The organism is Paenibacillus massiliensis 2301065 = DSM 16942 (assembly GCF_000377505.1).
Classification (GTDB): Bacteria; Bacillota; Bacilli; order Paenibacillales; family Paenibacillaceae; genus Paenibacillus; species Paenibacillus massiliensis.
Genome location: NZ_KB898197.1, coordinates 33907 through 53674 on the forward strand (window position 1 = coordinate 33907; position 19768 = coordinate 53674).

The window sequence follows — 19768 nt, forward strand, 5'->3', positions numbered from 1 at the left end:
AGCCCTATTCTCTTTTGCGAATCAAGAGGGGGTCCACGAATGAACGCTGCTTGTTACGTATTTGTGGCAGGAGGTTATGATATTGATTTTGTTAACTATTCTTAAATCATCCTTCTTCAGCTCACTGGAGATTGGATTGCTGTATGCTTTGATGGCACTCGGTGTATATATTACGTTTCGTATTCTGGATTTTCCCGATCTCACGGTGGATGGGAGCTTCACGACAGGAGCAGCCATCGCGGCGATTATGATCTCGAACGGCACCCCCGCCTGGATAGCTTGTGTTGCGGCCTTTATCGGTGGTCTGGCTGCTGGAGCCTGCACAGGCCTGCTGCATACGAAGGGCAAGATTAACGGACTGCTGTCCGGTATTCTGATGATGATCGCGCTCTACTCGATTAACCTGAGAATACTGGGCAGACCGAATGTGTCCCTGCTTGGTGCGGATACAATCTTCTCGGATCTGCCGCGTAAGGTATGGGAATTTACCTCTATCACCCTCGTTATGCTTGTCGTTACGCTCGTGTTCAAGCTGGCACTTGATTGGTTCATGAAGACTGATCTGGGTCTGGCCTTGCGCGCGACAGGCGACAACAAGCGCATGATTCGCAGCTTTGGCGCAAATACAGACACGACGACGATTGTCGGTGTCAGCTTGTCCAATGGACTGGTGGCCTTGTCTGGGGCATTCATCGCCCAACAATCGGGCTTCGCTGATATTACGATGGGGATTGGCATGATCGTGATCGGGCTGGCCTCCGTTATTATCGGGGAAGCGATTTTCGGGGCCAAAACGGTGTTCCGGGCGACAATTGCTGTCATTCTGGGCTCTATCGTCTATCGTTTCGTTGTGGCCATTGCTCTACAGATCAAATGGTTCGAATCCTCTGACCTGAAGCTGATTACTGCTATCATCGTCATTATCGCTCTCGTCGTGCCGACCATTCGGCGAGCCCTGAAGCAGAATGCCATGGCCAAGATACGTTCGGCTGAGCTGCTGGGCTCAGGGAGCCAGAGCAAGGGAGGTCGAGGCTGATGTTGGATATCGTAAATGTATCGAAGCTCTTCAATCCAGGGACTGTAGATGAGAAGATTGCGTTGATCGGAGCGAATCTTCATCTGAAGCCTGGTGACTTTGTCACAGTGATCGGGAGTAATGGAGCGGGCAAGTCCACCCTGATGAATATCATCTCTGGTGTCATGAAGCCAGATACGGGCGAAGTCCGCATCGCGGACCGGAATATTAGTCAGCTCCCGGAATTCAAGCGTAGCCGCTGGATTGGACGCGTATTCCAGGACCCAATGGCAGGTACGGCACCAAATATGTCCATTGAAGAGAATCTGGCGATGGCATACACCCGCGGTAAATCGCGCAGCTTCGGCTTCGGCGTTACGGCTGCCAAGCGCGATCGCTTTCGTGAGGAGCTACAGCGGCTTGGTATCGGACTGGAGAATCGTCTGGGTGCTAAGGTGGGATTGCTCTCTGGTGGGGAGCGGCAGGCGCTTAGCTTGCTTATGGCAACCTTCACCCAGCCGGATATTCTACTACTGGATGAGCACACAGCAGCACTTGACCCGGCCCGGGCTGAATTGATCACCACACTGACGGAGAGCATAGTTCGCGATATGAAGCTGACCACGCTCATGGTCACCCACAACATGGATCAGGCAATCCGTTTGGGTAATCGCCTGATTATGATGGATAAGGGCCGCATCATTCTGGATGTTAATGAACAACAGAAGAAGGGGCTGACCGTGGAGCGGCTGCTTGGTGAATTCGAACGGATTAGCGGTGAAAAGCTGGCGGATGATCGGATCGTGCTTGGCTAGAGAGCTCAAAAAGTGTGATGCTGGCATGCGAAGTGAACGAATCGCAATCGTACAGACAGTTACACAGATCATCACACAAACAATCGTAAAAGTAATTAAACAAAGGTATGCGTGATAATAAACAAAGGTAATCGTGATAACAAACAAGTTGTTCATGACAAGAGGCTAGCCCGTTCCAGGGTCTGGCCTCTTTTTCATACGTCACGAACCGAATATAGTCCATCATCATCCGTATTCTGTTTATGTTCCCGTCGATGAATGTGGCGTATGATCAAGATATAATGATGGGTAGGGGAGTTCTGGCCTGAGAAGCACAAGTCACGATTAGGCTTGGTACCAAGAATGAAGAGCATGAAAGCCCAGTATATGTTGGACGCTGGCTTGGCCATTCCTGAAGACGTGATGTTCAATAGACTTAGAAAGCACAATTGATTTGTTGGTGCGGTACTCCAGGCGTTAGGCGGAACTCCAAGAGCTGAGGCGTTGTAATGTCCCTTCATGGTAGCGCTACCATATGCGTATCGCTAATGATGGACTTTATTTATTCAATTTTTCAGTTCCATTCAAAGCACTCGACTACATTCAAAGCATTCAACGTATTCCGATCAAAGGAGAGATTGTTGCATGAAGCATCTGGAATTTACATTGCAGCATCCGAATCAGACCATTACCCCTGGGCGTATGGCTACGTGCGGCGGTCAGAGCCCGCAAGGAGAGCAGCTTGGCTTCACGAATTATTATATGACGCGTAATCAGCAACCATATATTCCGGTAGTTGGGGAATTTCACTATTCTCGCTTCTCTTATCTCCACTGGGAGGAGGAGCTATTGAAGATGAAGGCTGGCGGCATCGAGATTGTCGCAACCTATGTGTTCTGGATCATGCATGAGGAGCTGGAGGGGGAATTCTCTTGGGACGGGAATCTGAATCTGCGGCATTTTGTGGATCTATGTGCCAAGCATGGGCTGAAGCTGATTGTCCGCATAGGTCCATTTTGCCACGGTGAGGTTCGTAATGGGGGAATGCCGGATTGGTTGTTCTCTTACCCACTTGAGGTGCGTTCTAATGATGAGAGATATTTGCATTATGTGACTCGACTGTATCAGCAGATTGCCCGTCAGCTGGAGGGGAGGCTGTTCCAGCAGGGTGGGCCCATTATAGCAGTGCAACTCGAAAATGAATACATGCATGCCGGGGCGCCTTTGGATGCATGGGGTTACAACAGCGGGCGCTTCCTCACCTCGGGGAAGGATGGACAGAAGCATCTGGAACGGCTGCGTCAGATCGCTGAGGATGCAGGTATACGTCCATTATTCTTTACTGCTACTGCTTGGGGTGGCGCAGCGGTGCCAGAGCAGGATACGTTGCCTATGCTGGCAGGCTACGCCTACACACCATGGATTCCGAATCAGCCACCCAGCGGCGAGTATATCTTTCGGAATCTACATGAGACTCCTGCAGAGCCTGTGGATTATGATACGCGTGAATACCCTGCGGCTTATTGTGAATTGGCGGGTGGAATGCAGGTCAGCTACAAGGCACGCCCTGTCGTAGAGGCGGACAGCGTAGAGGCCATGTCCGTCGTCAAGCTGGCCAATGGCAGCAATCTTATCGGCTATTACATGTATCATGGAGGCTCCAACCCGATCGGGAAGAGGTCCTTCATGAATGAATCCGGCCTGCCCAAGATCACCTATGATTATCAGTCTCCTCTGGGCGAGTTCGGACGGGTAGGGGATTCGTACCATCGCATTCGTCTCCTGTCCCTCTTCCTGCAGTCATTCGGTCATGTACTGGCCCCAATGGGAACCGTTCTACCAGAAGGACAAGAGAGGATCGTCCCAGAGGATGTAGACTCCATTCGCTGGTCCCTTCGCCAGCGCGATCAGCAGGGCTTCGTGTTCCTGAACAACTTTCAGGATCATGTGGAGATGCCAGAGCAGGAGCTGGCGCTGACCTTGCATTCATCGAAGGGAAGCGTTCGTTTTCCAAGTAGCGGGAGCATGAAGCTAGCTACCAGTAGCAGCATGATTCTTCCGTTTCATCTGAATATTGCAGGTCTCAAGCTCTTAAGCGCCACTGTACAGCCGCTCACGATACTGGAGGGTGTAGAGGAGACAGCGATCGTCTTCTTTGCCCGCGAAGGGATTCCGGCTGAGTATGTGCTGGATCAGAACACTGTAAGTGGCGTTCATGCTGGAGATGCAAGCCTTGCGAAATGGGAAGAGCAAGCGGGACGCCTCGTCATCAGACCACAAGTCGGGAAGGAGCATGAACTGATGCTCACGCTTCCGGAAGGGAAGCGAATCCGTCTTATCACCTTATCCCGAGAGGAAGCATTGCAGGCCTACCGCTTGCGGGTATGGGGAGAGGATCGGCTTATTGTGAGTGAAGGCCATGTCTATGTACAGGACGAGCAGCTAGTCTGTACATCTGAGCAAGCAACACTCACGGCCTGGGTCTATCCGGCTCCATCGAGGGAGGCTGCAGCACCTTACGGAGAGCTGTCTACGTCCACGCATGCAGGCTTTCAGATCTATGAATGGCATTTCCCAGCCTATGATGCCGGACTGAAGGCGCAGTACCCAGCAGATAGCACGGCTTTGCTCTCCTTGAAGACGGACTGGCCGTCTTATGTAGCAGATGTCTGGCTTCGCATTGACTATGACGGCGATGTTGCAGCTGCATATATCGGTCAGCGCTTGTTAACGGATCATATCCATTATGGCAAGCCCTGGAGCATCGGCCTGCAGCAATTTCGACTGGAGCTGGCAGAGGAGCAGCTGCACCTTTCCATTACCCCTTTGCGTAAGGGTACCGTTCACAGCTACGTGAATCAGGCGTATATTGAACGCTTTGAGGGTGTGGAGATTGGCTTGTATCACCATATTGAGGCGATCCCAAGCTACCGGGGTACCGCGTACCTTCGTACAGACTGGTCCTAATTATTAGGGCTCAGGCGAGAGCTCTTGATGTATTCACACGAAGCAGTGTCATAAGTCCATCAAGATTAATTATTGTAACTGGATATAGACTAATTAAATCATTTTAATGTGCATCTAGCCTTGATTGGAGCAGCCACAGGTATTATGAAATGGATTCACGCCAATTTATCTTTTGGGGAGGAAGCTATGCATACACAGATACCCGAGCATTTGCCGCAACGCTTAACCATTACGATGTGGGATTTTTCCTGGTATACGATGACTGCTCCTGGTGAGCCCTACAGTGATTTGGAGGCCCGCTTTGCAGAGGCTGTAGAGCGGGGCTATAACACGATCCGCATTTGCGCCATGCCGTATTTTCTGTTCACAGCTGAGGGCAAACGTCCAGGACCACTCCGTCTGGGTAGCCTCGGCCAAATCGGTCAGCGCACCCGTTGGTACAATTGTCAGGGAGGTGTGGAGCTGGATGGGCATGCGCATTTACTGGAGCTGTTCCGGCAAGCCAGACGTCACGATTGTTACATCATCCTGTCGTCGTGGGAGTATCAGCAGAGTCCTAGCTTCCTGGAGGGACCTGAGCTGTTCGAGGAGCTGCTGGCTATTCCTTCAGAGAAGCGATTCATGGAGCTGGCGCGCAGCATGGATCAACTGCTGCAGTTCCTGAAGCAGGAGGGCTACGAGGATCGAATTGCCTATGCAGAGCTTCATAATGAAGTGGAGTTCGGACGGCTGGCCCAGGTGGCCGTTGATCATAATATTTCGGCGGATGCCGCAGGGAAAATCATTCATTGTATGAAGCCATACATTGAAGAGGCGCTGGATTATCTGCGCACAGGTCATACCGATCTGCTCATCACTAGCTGCTATACGTTGAACCAGGCCTACCCCAAGGAATATGTGGCTGAAAATGAGCAGGTTGCTCATTTTCATCTGTACCTGAACGGTGTGCTACAGGAATTGATGGACGCAGCCGCGCTGCATGATCATGAGCAAGAGTATCCGAACGCTTTTGTCCGTTCACTGCTTCGCGAGGGTGCTCCGCCATTTGCGGAGTGGAAGCTGCCTGCTTCGGAGGAGTGGCGTCTGCATGGCAATCCGGTCGGTCTTCGACTCTTGTATTTACATGATTGGGCCGATCCGGACCAGTGGGACTTGTTCTTGTATGATCATTACGGGGCGCATAAGCTAGCAATGCTGCAGAAGATTGATTTGCGGCTGGATGAGCTGCAGGAGTGGGCAGAGGAGAAGGGCCTGCCAATTGTCATCGGTGAGGGCTACGTAGGCTATACTCCGTTATATGCAGGGTTCGAGGAAGGACCTGTGGGCAAATTCATTGCCGAGTATGCCATCCGCAAAGGGATTAAGCTGGGCTTCTGGGGGATGGTGCTCTGCTCCAACTGTGCCCCTCATCATCCATTCTGGCAGGATGTTGCCTGGCAACAGCGCTGGAATGAAGCGATTCTTCAGCAGGCTGTACCCGTTCGCTAGAGTGGTATTATTGCTATCCTTTAGTTTTGATTTATAAGTCCATTATATTCCAAAAATACTAGGCTGACCGATGCAAGATTAAGGTCGACCTATCCTTAGTAAATTTGAAGCTATAATCTATTGTCTTGGAGTATGAAGAAAACGAAATTTATAACCAACATAATTCGGATGATCAGCTCAGTCATTAATTTTCTATTCGTATGGTGATAGGTGCAGGATCATCTCTTATTGGGACGATGGGCTGGCATATTGGAGGTTAACTTTCACCTGATTACGGAGTTGTTGTCTGTTGTCCCTCCATTTTACCAAGGAACGGTTTCTTTGGTTGTGATTTGAAAGAAACAAGTTGTGCGACCGCTTCAGTAGCGGAGTGGACGGACTGATTGTGGAAAAGCGGCAGCGGTCGCCTTTGTCCCCGATTTTCACCGCTTAGGAGAATAAATTAAATCTGGGGACAACAGCGATTGTAGCAACGGTCCGTTCACGGAGCGTCCGCCCAAAAAGCCTACGTATGCCTTACTCCAAAACCAAAGGCCGGCCCAACAGCCATTTCGTGGCTTATGGGACGGCCTTTCTTAGCCCTATTCAGGGTTACGCCTGAGTGGAGGCAATCAACGCATCTACGCTGAGCAACGGGACACTACGTCCTGACTTTTCAATGATGGTAGGGAAGATGGTGCGCAGGCGCTCATCCTCATGAGCTGCAATCTCCTCTTCCTCTGCTGTAATGGTGTCATCCAGTTCATTGACGAGCAGTGCTACCTTATAGCGGCTTAGCAGAATGATTTTGTCCTCAGCAGTGCCCTTCTGATCCGACAAGCCAAGCTTCATGGACAGATTGATCAGAGTGAATAGATCGCCGCGAACGGTAATCATGCCTTCATGCCAAGGTTGGGAGAAGGGCAGTGGAGTACCTGTCTTGGCATTTTGGATTTCTTCAATTTCCTGAAATGGGATGCCAAAGTCTTTGCCTTGCAATTTAAATATAATGAATGGTATCACGATGGACACGCTCCTTACTGAAAATAGGTTCAGTGATTGAACCCTGCTGTACACCTCAATGTCCCTAACATGCTGAGACCCCTTATTATGGGACTGCTGCTGCCAGCCACTTGATCGGTAATCCGTTGGGAATAGCCCATGTGGCGGCAGAGAGCTTACATATCATATATCGGCATAAGTCCAGTCGGGTTTTACAGATTATGAGCAATCCTTCAGACCTTTCCCAGAATACATTTTGGAAACTGTGAGGGAATAGCGTTTGCGGGTATTCTCAGTGCCTGCCAAACAAACCACTCAAGTGAAGCTGTGGGACTGCACAACGGTGGAATATAAGTACCCCGAAACTATGTTATAATGGATGAGATTATGATGAAGGAGTGAGCATCTACCATGGCTAGATCACAGACACAGAAGGCAATACGCAAGGCAGAAAGGGCAGGCCGCAGAAGCAGTGCCCATGATCGCCGGACCAATGAGGATTATGGTGTCATATCCCAGCATGTACGGGTACTGCCAGGCAAACAGGAGAAGCTACAGCGAATAAAGCACAAGAAGCGGATCGGAGACGATGGCGCTTCTTTTTGTTTTATATTGGAGAAGGTACAATTCTATGCAGCGGCTGTGATATAGTATTAGCATGGTACAAATTTAATTGCTCAAAATATTGCATCTTTGTTGGGTGAATGACATGGAGGTTCATATATGCAGCTTATTGATGAAATAGAAGTACAGCATAGGCTTGATGCCTTAAGAGAAGAGCAGGTATATCTTCACCTGGAACTAACCACTGGAGCCTATGCCTCTCATCTGGACAGCTCTCGTCATCCTGCGGGTAACTTTATTTCCAATGCCCGTATTCGGTATTCCCATGGGTCCATCTCGGGCCAGCATCCTTTTCGTGTAGGCTTGAAGACAGAGGAAGGCTGGGTCTATGCCGAGGGGCTGACTCATTGGGATGAAGAGGACGGAGAGCGTCTGATTCTGGCTGGGCATGATGCACAGGGCAAATTGATCGTAGCCCTCCAGTTGAGCCGGGAGCCGTTCTGATGTGGAAGGAGATGAGATAGTTGACACAACGCATTCTTGTTATTTTACCCCATCCTGATGATGAGGCGTTTGGTCTGTCAGGCACACTTGCTTCATATATCCAGCAAGGCTATGAAGTGACCTATGCCTGTCTGACACTAGGCGAAATGGGACGTAATATGGGAATTCCGCCATTTGCGAACCGGGTGACGTTGCCGAAGATCCGCAAGCAGGAGCTGCAGGAGTCCTGTGATGCGATTGGTATTCAGGATCTGCGTATGCTCGGATTTCATGATAAAACGATTGAATTTGAGGATCAGCCGTATTTGGAGCGGGTGATCAGCGAGTTGCTAGAAGAGTTGACACCCGAGCTGGTGTTCACATTCTACCCGGGATACAGTGTGCATCCAGACCATGATGCTACAGGGGCTGCGGTCATTCGCACGATCGCCCGTATGACGGCTGAATCCAGACCGACAGTGCAATGCCTGGCCTTTTCCAGAGATTGTGAGCAGGCGTTGGGCAAGCCGGACGTGGAATATGATGTCAGAGCTTATTTACAACAGAAGGTGGCTTCGATCCGAGCACATCGTTCCCAATTTCAGGCTGCCGAGCTGATGGGCACCAAGACCCTGACAGAGCAAGAGCTGAACACTCGCTATGGCTGGGAGAGATTATGGACCTACCAATTCGCGGATTGATGTCATGGTGGATGCAGTACACCGCAATCACATGAGACGACATGCCAACGCATATGACATGTGACAGACATGGCAAGCATCGCTAGTTAATCTACAACCAAAAGAAGCTGTCCCTGAGTAGATGGGACGGCTTCTTTTGGTTGTATGCTGTACATCCTCTTGTAATTATTCGATGCTCGGGCCAGACGGACTTATTTATGTTCAAGTCCATTTCATATTCATATTCATATTCATGTAGTGGTCCATGCTCATACTCATACTAATGCTTATGCCCAGACCCATGCCCAGTACAGCTAATCTGGTGCTTACGATCTGCTGGCTCGCCATTGAAGAACGGCAGTCTGCAGTCTAGACATAGCCTCCTCCAGCGTCTGACGGGTACAAGCCATGTTCATCCGCATGAAGCCTTGTCCCTCTTTTCCGAAGGATACTCCTGCATTCAGTCCAAGACGTGCCTCTTTAACGAGGAATTGGAACAGCTCATCATCTGGCATTTCTAACTGTCTGAAGTTCACCCATAGTAGATAGGTCCCCTCAGGTTCGTTCACCTGTATTTCCGGTAAGTGAAGCTTGCAGAATTCTCTAACGTAGCTCATGTTATCTCGCACATGGTCAAGCAGCGCGTCCAGCCAAGGACCTCCCTCGGTGTAGGCAGCCTTTGTGGCGACAAGCCCCAGCGGGGTGATTTCTTGTAGGCTGTATAGCTGCAGTGTCTTCAAAATTCGACTCTTGAGCTCGGGGTTCGGGATAATCATATTAGCAGTCTGGAATCCGGCCATATTGAAGGTCTTGCTTGGCGACGTACAGACAATAGAATGCTGCTGAGCGTAATCAGAGAGCGTGGTGAATGGCGTATGTGCTCCTTGCTCGAAGATCATATCGGCATGGATCTCATCCGATACAAGCATCACCTTCCACTTCTCACATAGCTCAGCCAGACGGGTAAGCTCAGCCTTGGTCCACACCCGGCCTACTGGATTGTGCGGACTGCACAGAATCATCATACGTACTTTTCCTTCAGCGAACTTCCGCTCTAGATCCTCGTAATCCATCCGATAGGTGCCATCCTCATCCCGAACAAGCGGGTTCTTCACCAGCTTGCGCTTGTGGTTCAGTACGACCTTATAGAATGGTGGATACACCGGGGTCTGGATTACAATCTGATCACCTGGCTCGGTGAAGGTCTGAACAATGAAGTTCAGTGCAGGTACTACCCCAGGCACGAACTGAATCCATTCCTTCTCCACGGTCCATTGGTGACGGGTCTGCATCCATTGTATGATGGCCTCGTAATAAGCCGGAGTAAAGGTAGAGTAACCGAATACACCATGCTCAACACGCTGTGATAATGCCTCCTTGACGGCGGGGGGTACGGCGAAATCCATATCTGCTACCCATAGAGGCAATACTTCGGTGGATTGGAATACTTCGAGCAGGTTATCCCACTTTTGGGAAGCTGTATTGATACGTTCAATCTGCTGATTAAAATTCAACAAGGTTTCCTCCATTTCCGTTACTGATGCACATATTCTATAGGACTTCTCTATCAATGACAATCCTTGCCTGGCCTGTATTGGTCCACCTTAAGGCTTGCATAATCGGACAAAATTCGTCAATGCGCAATGAAATGCATATATATTGTCAGATGGTGCAAGTTTTGATCTTGGAAAAAGTACAGTTTTTGCCGATAATAAGAAATAACAGATTCTTTGTCGAAATGTGTAGCGTTGGAGATGGCGCAGAATCGATGGATGGCATATGCTGTATTACAGATCATATTTTTAGATGGAGGTTGAGGCTCATTGGACTCTTACAGCAGAGATGAGATTTCGCTCATTCATTGTATTTCAGATCCGGCACTATCTCTGGATCACAAGGGCATCATTACTGCGGTAAATGCCCCCATGGTCAGAATGACCGAATACGATGCAGAGTACTATGTTGGCCAATCCATACAGAGCTTCTTCGATATTGCAGGATGGGACCAATCATTGCAGTGGGATACACGGCTCACACATTTTACTGGAAGAGAACTTCCACTTCAGCTAACAGTGCTTCCTCATTCGGGCAGTAACGATGGAGCTATTTTGCTGTGTCGGGAGATTAGTAGTAAGGGGCCTTCATATGCAGCAGAGCAGGATGAAGATTTACTTTTACAGAGTCCCAGTCATTTTGGCTGGTTAACCGAGAAACAATTCGCACAAATGGAGCATGTGCTGGAGAACATTACAGACGGGTACATACGACTAGATCAGGATGGAAGAATCATCTACTGGAACCATGCAGCCGAACGCATGATGGGCATGTCGCGCAGGGACGCACTGGGTCGTGTGGTCATCGATCACATCCCTGATGAAGTGTCGCAAGCTTTTCAGGATGCGCTGGGCAAGCGAGAGAATACGACTATAGAATATTATGTACAGGATCGCAACAGCTGGTTCAATGCTCGTCTTGTCCCCTTTTATAGTGAGACATCTATCTATCTGAAGGACGTGACGGCGCTCAAGCAGGCAGAGCAGCAGATCAACCAGATGGTCTTCTATGACAGTCTGACTGGGTTGCCGAATCAGAAGCAGATGAACAAGCACCTTAGCAAGCTGGTAAATCGAAGCAAGCCGAAGGAGAACACCTTTGCGCTACTGGTCATGGATATTGACCGTTTCAAGGTGCTGAATGACTACCTGGGCTATGATCACGGAGACGCTATAATGGTATACGTTGCCCGCTTAATCTCGGCGAACATAAGGGAGTATGACGTCGTCTTTCGTTCTGAAGGAGATCAGTTCACGATCATCCTCCACCAGGTTAATTTGACCAAGGCCAAGCAGATTGCAGAGCGCATTATGGAACGGTTCCAACAACCTATCGTTGTGGCTGAGATGGAGATTGTCATTACCTTTAGTATTGGGATTAGCGTCTATCCGCTGCATGGGGAGAACCCTGAGCTGCTATGGAATCGTGCAGAGACAGCGATGCGTGTGGCCAAGAAGCTGGGCAAGAACGGCTATCAATTGTATCAGAGTAAAATGGACACTCGCTCCTCTCTTGTACTGGAAGGCGAATTGCGCAAGGCTATCTTCAAGGAGCAACTAGAGCTGTATTACCAGCCGAAGATGGATATCCGCACAGGGCGTATGATGGGGGTAGAGGCACTGATTCGCTGGAATCACCCTGAGCGGGGGATGATCCCCCCGGATCAATTCATCCCACTCGCGGAAGATACGGGATTAATTATCTCCATTGGTCATTGGACACTCATGACGGCATGTGCCCAGAATAAGGCTTGGCAGGAGAAGGGGTACAAGCCGCTTGTCATGTCGGTCAATCTCTCTCCGCGTCAATTCAATAATCCAGATCTGGCCGAGACGGTCAGGAAGACGTTGAAGGAGAGCCAGCTGGCACCAAAGTATCTGGAGCTGGAGATTACGGAGAATATCATGCTGAATACGGAGGATGCATTAGGTACACTTCAGGAGATCAAGCAGGATGGTGTACGTATTGCCATTGACGATTTTGGAAAAGGCTACAGCTCGCTTACATATCTCAAGCAATTTCCGATAGACACCTTGAAAATTGATCGCTCCTTCGTGGAAGACTGCACGGAGAATGATAGTGATGCCAAGCTGCTTAGATCCATGCTTAGTATGGCCATTGATTTCAATCTGTCCGTCGTGGCCGAAGGAGTGGAGAATCGGCAGCAGCTGGATTTCCTGCGACGGAACGGCTGTCATATTGCACAAGGCTTCCTGTTCAGCAGACCGCTTCCAGTAGCCGAGCTGGAGGCCAGTATCCGTCAACTGATCTGATGCCTTGCCACATTTCTGTATATACGCAATGCCAACAGCACTGCGTAAAACGTAGTTGATAAGTAGTCGATAGATAGTTGAAAGATAGTTGATAAATAGTCATGCCAGAATCTTCTGTTCAAATTGCAAAAAACCTTTGACAGAAGATGTGGCAATGGCTATTATGTGTATATAACTCACTAAACAGGTAGGTATAATACAATATTGTTCTCACCGTACCGACGGAGGAACTCCTTGTAATGCAGCGAGCAGACATGGTCTAGGACCAGTCAGACCCTGCTGCCATCAAGGGATTCCTCTGTTTTTTTGTGCACATAGGATCTGATACATTCCAAGTTCAACATACAAAATACACACGTAGGGGGATTTGAAGATGAGAAGACGAGGTAAGCGTGGACTACAGACTGGAATTGCAATGCTGGCATTGGCGGTGCTGCTAGCTGGATGCGGTGGCAACAACGCCCAGAGTGGAGCACAATCTGGTGAACAGACCGATGGTTCCTCACCGCCCAAGGAAGTCGAGCTGCTGAACGTATCCTATGATCCGACGAGGGAGCTGTATGACGAGTATAACAAGGCATTTGCTGCACATTGGGAGCAGGAGTCCGGGCAAAAGGTAACGATCAAGCAATCCCATGGTGGCTCCGGCAAGCAGAGTCGCTCCGTGCTGGATGGGCTGGAGGCTGATGTAGTCACTTTGGCACTAGGCTACGATATTGATGCTTTGCAGGAGAAGGGGCTGATTGAGCCTGAGTGGCAGAGCCAATTTGAGCATAATAGCTCTCCATATACCTCTACAATTGTGCTGCTCGTGCGCAAGGGGAATCCTAAAGGCGTGAAGGATTGGGATGATCTGATCAAAGGTGACATACAGGTGATTACCCCGAATCCCAAGACTTCTGGTGGAGCACGGTGGAACTATCTGGCTGCGTGGGCATATGCCCTTGAGAAGAATAACAACGATGAAGCTGCGGCCGAGGCCTTTGTCTCAGAGCTATTCAAGCATGTACCTGTGCTGGATAGTGGCGCTCGTGGGGCGACTACGACCTTCGTGGAGCGTGGGATTGGGGACGTGCTGATTGCCTGGGAGAATGAAGCCCTGCTTAGCGTGAAGGAGCTGGGGGAGGACAAATTTGATATTGTGTATCCGTCCATTAGCATTCTGGCAGAGCCACCTGTAGCCATTGTCGATAAAGTGGTAGACAAGAAGGGAACGCGCAAGACCGCTGAAGCCTATCTGGAGTACCTGTATAGCGAGGAAGGACAGCGCATTGCTGCCGAGCATTACTATCGCCCTACACTGGATCGTGTGGCTGCCAATTATAAGGAGCAATTCCCTGAACTGAAGCTGATTAAGCTGGGAGATGTATTTGGTACATGGATAGAGACACAGGAGAAGCATTTCAAGGATGGCGGCGTATTTGACAAAATCTATGTTCCCCAATAAGCAGGCAACTGTAGCAGCGAAGAAGAAAGGAGTGATCACATGGCCTATGCACAGCCCAAAAGGCGGCAAGTACTTCCTGGCTTCGGGCTAACCATGGGATACAGTATGCTGTACCTCAGTCTGGTTGTGCTGCTGCCCTTGTCAGCGCTACTGCTGAATTCAACAGGGCTCACATGGTCAGGCTTCTGGGAGGCTGCTACAGATCCACGGGTGGTTGCTTCCTATAAAGTAAGCTTTCTGTGTGCTGCGCTGGCAGCTTTTATCAATATGTTTATAGGCCTGCTGGTAGCCTGGGTACTGGTACGATACGACTTTCCGGGGAAAAGGCTGTTCGATGCCGTTATTGATCTCCCATTCGCGCTACCGACGGCCGTAGCGGGTGTGGCATTAACAGCGATGTATTCACCGAACGGATGGTTAGGCAGCTTCTTTCAGCCTTTGGGCTGGAACCTTGCCTTCTCCCGTACAGGTATTACATTGGCACTCATGTTCATTGGCATCCCGTTCATCGTAAGGACTGTGCAGCCTGTACTGGAGGAGCTGGATCGCGATGTGGAGGAGGCAGCGGCTACACTTGGGGCTGGGCGGTGGCGGACCTTCTGGACGATCCTGCTGCCTCAGCTTGTTCCACCACTTCTCACTGGCTTCTCACTGGCCTTTGCCCGAGGAATCGGGGAATACGGATCGGTTGTCTTTATCTCTGGTAATATGCCGATGAAGACAGAAATTGCACCCCTGCTGATCGTAACCAAGCTGGAGCAATATGATTATGCTGGAGCTACGGCTGTAGCTATTATGCTGCTCGCCATTTCCTTCGCCTTGCTGCTGCTTATCAATACATTACAGCGGTGGACAAGACGAAGAAGTATGGGGTAGGGCGAGCAGTGCTGAGTATGCATTCGAATATGAGCATGTGCAAATTTATTCCATAGATATCGTCTTACAAGAGTGTGTGAGGGGGGATTACATGGTACAGGAGGAAGTGGCGAATGGCCTAGCTGTGGCTCGCCCACGGCCTAATCGTCCGCGAGCGAATCGTGCAGTGGACGAAGCTCCGTGGGTCAAATGGCTACTGATTCTGTCTGCTGCCTTGCTTCTGGGCTGGCTGCTGATTCTGCCGCTGATCGTCGTGCTTACTCAAGCAATCAAGCAAGGCTGGGGTGTCTACGTGGCAGCGCTGACGGATGCAGATGCCCTGTCTGCCCTGCGCTTGACCTTGCTGGTGGCGTTGATCACCGTTCCACTGAATACCATATTTGGTGTGGCTGCTGCATGGCTGCTCACAAAGTTTCAATTTCGGGGTAAAAGCATCCTCGTCACGCTGGTGGATCTGCCATTCGCTGTCTCGCCTGTAGTTGGAGGGCTGATGTACGTGCTGGTCTTCGGGGCACAGGGCTGGCTTGGACCGTGGCTGCAGGAGCATGATATCAAGATTATTTTTGCCGTACCTGGTATTGTGCTAGCGACGCTCTTCATCACATTTCCCTTCGTAGCCCGAGAGCTGATCCCTCTGATGGAGGATCAGGGGACGCAGGAGGAAGAAGCTGCGATTACCCTCGGTGCCAAGGGCTGGCGAGTATTCTGGCAGGTGACCTTGCCCAATATCAAGTGGGGGCTTCTGTATGGCATCATTCTGTGTAATGCCAGAGCGATGGGAGAGTTCGGTGCGGTATCTGTAGTATCCGGCCATATCCGTGGAGAGACGAATACGCTGCCCTTACATGTCGAGATATTATATAACGAATACCAGTTCTCAGCCTCATTTGCTGTGGCTTCCTTACTACTTCTGCTTGCACTGGCTACGCTCATCGTGAAGAGCTGGCTGAGCAGCAGACTTCCCCGCCCCTGAGCGTTGACAGGGATTGGTGGTCATGATAAATTATATCCAAGTATACAAATTGGAGTTATGTAAATTAAGCGTTGGATGTCATTTGAATATTGGATCATGGCCGCATGAATGTAGCAGCATAAATAATGTAGCAGCATAAATAACGTAGTGATCTTGTCGGGCATGCTCCCGGCCCAAGGAGGAATCCGTGTGGCAAAATCGCTGAAGGTAGATGGCGTGTGGTTGAATCGTATTGCGGAGCTGCTGAATGACATGGAGTTCGGTTCGTTGCATATTACTGTACACGAGGGCCAGATTGTTCAGATGGAGCGGACAGAACGCAAGCGTTTCGGGAATAGCCCGTCCTTGCAGGCTGTTCGGAAGACGAATTCAGGTCATAATTGATCTGGTGAAGCGGACTACTATTCATAATTACATCTGTGTTCCCATCTATATTCACAAAGATACCGCTCTTATTGGTGTTATACGAGAACACCAGTAAGAGCGGTAAGCTGTGTGAATGGGGCAGTGCCCCGCCGATCAATCAGGAATTATACCCAGAATGTACGGCTAATGATAACCAGCAGGATGAAGAGAACCAGAATGACACCTGTAGAAGTCCATGCTCCTCCGCAGTAAGCGCCTCTTTCTTCGCTCATGTGTACACCCCCTTTATCGGATTGAGTTGACTATGTGAGATTCTGATTATTAATGTGCATTCATGATCCACTACGTCTAGCGCGTTAGATCAAGAACGCCTTAGAGATGATAACCAACAGAATGAAGAGAACCAGAATGGCCCCTGTGGATGTGAAAGGTACACCTGGATAGTTACCGCGTTCCAACTCAGCTCCCATGGTAAATCCTCCTTTGCCTTGTATAATTAAGCTTCTGCCTCGGCATTATGAGCATGAGCTTAATTTCAAAAGCATTATATTCAGCTCTCTGCCGGGATGGAATTCAGCAGGAGTCTATTTTAGAGCCTGGACTTTCCGGGCTTGTTTGACAAGATCGCGTGCGGGGATTAGGATAAATGAATTAAGATAGTACGCAGCACATTTACGCAGACATTATTGAAGGAGAGCATGGACTATGAGTATTCCCAAAACACTAACAATTGCCGGCTCCGACACTAGCGGAGGCGCAGGCATACAGGCTGACCTGAAGACATTTCAGGAGCTTGGCGTATATGGTATGACCGTATTAACGACGATCGTGGCGATGGAGCCAGGAACCTGGAACCATCAAGTCTATCCGGTCGCACTGGATGTCGTCGAATCGCAGCTTAAGACGGTTCTGGATGGGATCGGCTTTGATGCCATGAAGACAGGCATGCTGGGGTCTGTGGAGATCATCGAGCTGGTGGCGCGTTACCTGAACAAGCATAATCCACAGCGTGTCGTCATCGACCCGGTTATGGTGTGCAAAGGCACAGATGAGGTATTGCAACCAGAGAATACGGAAGCGATGCTGGAGCTCCTCATACCAGGGGCGGATCTGGTAACTCCGAATCTGTTTGAAGCCTCTCAATTGGCTAAGACAGGCCCAATTCGCACCGTAGAGCAGATGCAGCAAGCCGCTGCCATCATACATGAGCGCGGAGCCAAGCACGTTCTGATTAAGGATCGTGGCAAAGTGAAGGCAGGACAGGCTATGGACCTGCTGTATGACGGTAAGGAGTTCCATTGGTTCGAGACAGCTGCGGTAGAGACGCACTTCACACATGGAGCAGGCTGCACCTCTTCCGCCGCAGTAACCGCGGGTCTGGCCCAGGGACTGACCGTACCGAAGGCAGTGGAGCAAGCGAAGAATTTTATCACGCAGGCCATTGCTGGCGGCTTCCGGTTGAATGAATTCGTTGGACCAACCCTGCATGCTGCTCATCGGCTGCACCGGGCTTAGTGCATCACACGAAGTATATTTGAAGCTGCATTCTGATATCGGCCCCAGTACTCTGAATGGTCAGATCAGGATCAAATAGTCTGATGGTCAGAATGATGAAGAATATGTCTTGATGTAGAGCCCAGACAGAGCTTAGAGCCCGTGAACAGCGGGCTCTATTTGCTGTATTGTCGTATGCATGCACGGCCTGACGGAAATCCTAACCCGACAGTCAATTTTCAGCAAATTTCGGCATTTATCGCAACTATTGCCATCGGATTCTCGTCTACACATAGTGTATATAGAGTACTACACAAGATTTATGATTATCGGAGGAAATGCAATGTTGTTCAACAGATACCTCTCATCGACTAGTCAAAAATTCATGAATTCCTGTAAATGGTTGATACTTTTCCTAATGTGTCTGGCATTGTTCGGTGACGGGCGTCATGCTGTGCAGGCCAGCTCCAATACGATCAGCATCATGGTGGACGGAGCCAAGACGCAATGGTCCACTGCACCCTATATCGCTTATGGGACGACTTATGTACCGCTTCGGGATGCAGCAGCTTCACTGGGCGCTCAGGTACGCTGGAATGAGGCATCGAATAGCGCTATAGTGACCAAAAATGGGGACACCATTACGTATAAATTAGGCTCGAATATTGTAAACGTGAACGGTTATGCCTGGAAGCAGACCTCTCCCCTAATTTATGTACGAGGGACGCTTACCCTACCGTTGCGTGGAATTACTGAGCCGCTCCGGGCAACGGTAATCCCTACGAAGAGTTCAGTAGGTACACAGATTGCCATAGATACAGATACAGAGACTATTCGAGATAGCCGTGTATCTGGTGTCGATGCTTATTTGCTGAAGCAAGGCTACTCCGGCATGGCATTGGTGGCAAAGGATGGACAAGTACTGCTCCGCAAAGGGTACGGCCCCGCGGGTGAAGGCACATTCAACCGTCCTGACATGCCAAGTCGAATCGCTTCATTGTCCAAATCCTTCACTGCTGTAGCTGCCTTGAAGCTGGTGGAGGAAGGGAAGCTGTCGCTGGACGATACCGTGTCCCAGTTCATTCCTGGATTTCCGCAGGGAGACAAAATGACGGTACATATGCTGCTCAGCCATACGGCCGGCTTGCCGGCGAATTTTCCCCGTACAGAGGGGATGACTCTGGAGAGCACGGTGAATCAGATCAAAGGGATGAAGATGCAATGGGAGCCCGGGACGATATTCAATTACAGCAATTGTGGGTATGTCGTCATGGCCTATATCATTGAGAAAGCCAGCGGGCAGAGCTATGGTAGCTATATGAAGAACCATGTACTACATCCGCTCGGGATGGACCACACCGGGGAAGCCTCACGCTCAACCCCTACAATCAAGGGGCATACCTATGTGAAGAAGCAGATGGCAGAGGCTCCATACTATGTCTCCGTATCAGGGACTGGGACGCTGTACTCTACCGTGGATGATCTGCTGCTGTGGAATAGTGCACAGGGGTTCGAGCAACTGCTGAGTATGGACTCACTGGCGAAAATGCTAACTTCTTATTCCGTCAAGAATTATGGCTATGGCTTATTAATCCGTAATAACGAGCACGGACCAGGTATGACAATCTATCATAATGGAAGTGGTACCGGCTACAAGACGGGAATGATGAGGGACACGGGCACGGGATTGACCGTTATTTTGCTCGGGAACCGTGATGGCCTGGATACCGTGCCTATGATGAATGAGATAATGAAGCTGGCTCGCTGACAGCAGTAGCAGGATGAAGGAGCAGATGTGGAATTCACGAGTTCT

General features: G+C 50.0%; 18 protein-coding genes. 14 read left to right on the top strand and 4 right to left on the bottom strand.

Going from position 1 to position 19768, the window contains the following annotated elements:
• The first annotated feature begins 76 nt into the window (after nucleotides 1–76).
• The 4 genes from D328_RS0122030 (at nucleotide 77) to D328_RS0122050 (ending at nucleotide 6264) form a co-directional block, all read left to right on the top strand.
• Complete coding sequence (locus tag D328_RS0122030) at nucleotides 77–1036, top strand: ABC transporter permease (protein WP_051091187.1); 960 nt, start codon at nucleotides 77–79, stop codon at nucleotides 1034–1036.
• Nucleotides 1036–1830, top strand: coding sequence for an ABC transporter ATP-binding protein (locus D328_RS0122035; RefSeq protein ID WP_018887217.1), 795 nt, complete (start codon nucleotides 1036–1038; stop codon nucleotides 1828–1830). The genes D328_RS0122030 and D328_RS0122035 overlap by 1 nt, the downstream gene beginning before the upstream one ends.
• Before the next feature lie 624 nt (nucleotides 1831–2454).
• A complete protein-coding gene (locus D328_RS0122045) occupies nucleotides 2455–4776 on the top strand; it encodes a beta-galactosidase (RefSeq protein ID WP_018887219.1) in 2322 nt (773 codons plus the stop codon).
• A gap of 186 nt (nucleotides 4777–4962) precedes the next feature.
• On the top strand, nucleotides 4963–6264 hold the full coding sequence (locus D328_RS0122050) for a cellulase-like family protein (RefSeq protein ID WP_018887220.1): 1302 nt from the start codon (nucleotides 4963–4965) through the stop codon (nucleotides 6262–6264).
• A 591-nt stretch (nucleotides 6265–6855) separates the two neighbouring features.
• On the opposite strand, the gene D328_RS0122055 is transcribed toward D328_RS0122050, so the two are convergent.
• Nucleotides 6856–7266 carry a chemotaxis protein CheW gene (locus D328_RS0122055; protein ID WP_018887221.1) on the bottom strand — a complete coding sequence of 137 codons (411 nt, stop codon included), beginning with the start codon at nucleotides 7264–7266 and terminating at the stop codon, nucleotides 6856–6858.
• Between the two features lie 390 nt (nucleotides 7267–7656).
• Here D328_RS0122055 and D328_RS0122060 point away from each other — a divergent pair, with 390 nt between their 5' ends.
• The 3 genes from D328_RS0122060 to bshB2 all read left to right on the top strand — a co-directional run bounded on the left by D328_RS0122060 (nucleotide 7657) and on the right by bshB2 (nucleotide 8993).
• Nucleotides 7657–7896: a hypothetical protein gene (locus D328_RS0122060; RefSeq protein WP_018887222.1), complete on the top strand. Its 240-nt coding sequence runs from the start codon at nucleotides 7657–7659 to the stop codon at nucleotides 7894–7896.
• 72 nt (nucleotides 7897–7968) lie between these two features.
• Complete coding sequence (locus D328_RS0122065) at nucleotides 7969–8313, top strand: YojF family protein (RefSeq protein ID WP_018887223.1); 345 nt, start codon at nucleotides 7969–7971, stop codon at nucleotides 8311–8313.
• A 20-nt stretch (nucleotides 8314–8333) separates the two neighbouring features.
• On the top strand, nucleotides 8334–8993 hold the full coding sequence (gene bshB2, locus D328_RS0122070) for a bacillithiol biosynthesis deacetylase BshB2 (protein WP_018887224.1): 660 nt from the start codon (nucleotides 8334–8336) through the stop codon (nucleotides 8991–8993).
• 305 nt (nucleotides 8994–9298) lie between these two features.
• Here bshB2 and D328_RS0122080 read toward each other — a convergent pair whose 3' ends face one another.
• Nucleotides 9299–10486 (bottom strand): MalY/PatB family protein, encoded by a 1188-nt coding sequence (locus D328_RS0122080; RefSeq protein ID WP_018887226.1) that lies wholly within the window; start codon nucleotides 10484–10486, stop codon nucleotides 9299–9301.
• Between the two features lie 309 nt (nucleotides 10487–10795).
• On the opposite strand from D328_RS0122080, the gene D328_RS29585 reads away from it, so the two are divergent.
• The 5 genes from D328_RS29585 (at nucleotide 10796) to D328_RS0122105 (ending at nucleotide 16479) form a co-directional block, all read left to right on the top strand.
• Nucleotides 10796–12799, top strand: a complete 2004-nt coding sequence (locus D328_RS29585) for a sensor domain-containing protein (RefSeq protein WP_018887227.1) — start codon at nucleotides 10796–10798, stop codon at nucleotides 12797–12799.
• A gap of 373 nt (nucleotides 12800–13172) precedes the next feature.
• Nucleotides 13173–14246: a sulfate ABC transporter substrate-binding protein gene (locus D328_RS0122090; RefSeq protein ID WP_018887228.1), complete on the top strand. Its 1074-nt coding sequence runs from the start codon at nucleotides 13173–13175 to the stop codon at nucleotides 14244–14246.
• 39 nt (nucleotides 14247–14285) lie between these two features.
• Complete coding sequence (cysT, locus tag D328_RS0122095) at nucleotides 14286–15122, top strand: sulfate ABC transporter permease subunit CysT (protein ID WP_018887229.1); 837 nt, start codon at nucleotides 14286–14288, stop codon at nucleotides 15120–15122.
• 91 nt (nucleotides 15123–15213) lie between these two features.
• Nucleotides 15214–16095 (top strand): sulfate ABC transporter permease subunit CysW, encoded by an 882-nt coding sequence (gene cysW, locus D328_RS0122100; protein WP_018887230.1) that lies wholly within the window; start codon nucleotides 15214–15216, stop codon nucleotides 16093–16095.
• A 189-nt stretch (nucleotides 16096–16284) separates the two neighbouring features.
• A complete protein-coding gene (locus D328_RS0122105; protein WP_018887231.1) occupies nucleotides 16285–16479 on the top strand; it encodes a YezD family protein in 195 nt (64 codons plus the stop codon).
• Between the two features lie 146 nt (nucleotides 16480–16625).
• Here the strand turns inward: D328_RS0122105 and D328_RS31355 are convergent, their stop codons facing one another.
• Nucleotides 16626–16733, bottom strand: coding sequence for a hypothetical protein (locus D328_RS31355; protein ID WP_018887232.1), 108 nt, complete (start codon nucleotides 16731–16733; stop codon nucleotides 16626–16628).
• An 84-nt stretch (nucleotides 16734–16817) separates the two neighbouring features.
• Nucleotides 16818–16931, bottom strand: a complete 114-nt coding sequence (locus D328_RS31655; protein WP_018887233.1) for a hypothetical protein — start codon at nucleotides 16929–16931, stop codon at nucleotides 16818–16820.
• A gap of 235 nt (nucleotides 16932–17166) precedes the next feature.
• On the opposite strand from D328_RS31655, the gene thiD reads away from it, so the two are divergent.
• Both thiD and D328_RS0122125 read left to right on the top strand, forming a co-directional pair.
• Complete coding sequence (gene thiD, locus D328_RS0122120; RefSeq protein WP_018887234.1) at nucleotides 17167–17976, top strand: bifunctional hydroxymethylpyrimidine kinase/phosphomethylpyrimidine kinase; 810 nt, start codon at nucleotides 17167–17169, stop codon at nucleotides 17974–17976.
• Nucleotides 17977–18298: 322 nt separating this feature from the next.
• Nucleotides 18299–19723, top strand: a complete 1425-nt coding sequence (locus D328_RS0122125; protein WP_018887236.1) for a serine hydrolase — start codon at nucleotides 18299–18301, stop codon at nucleotides 19721–19723.
• Nucleotides 19724–19768: the final 45 nt, after the last annotated feature.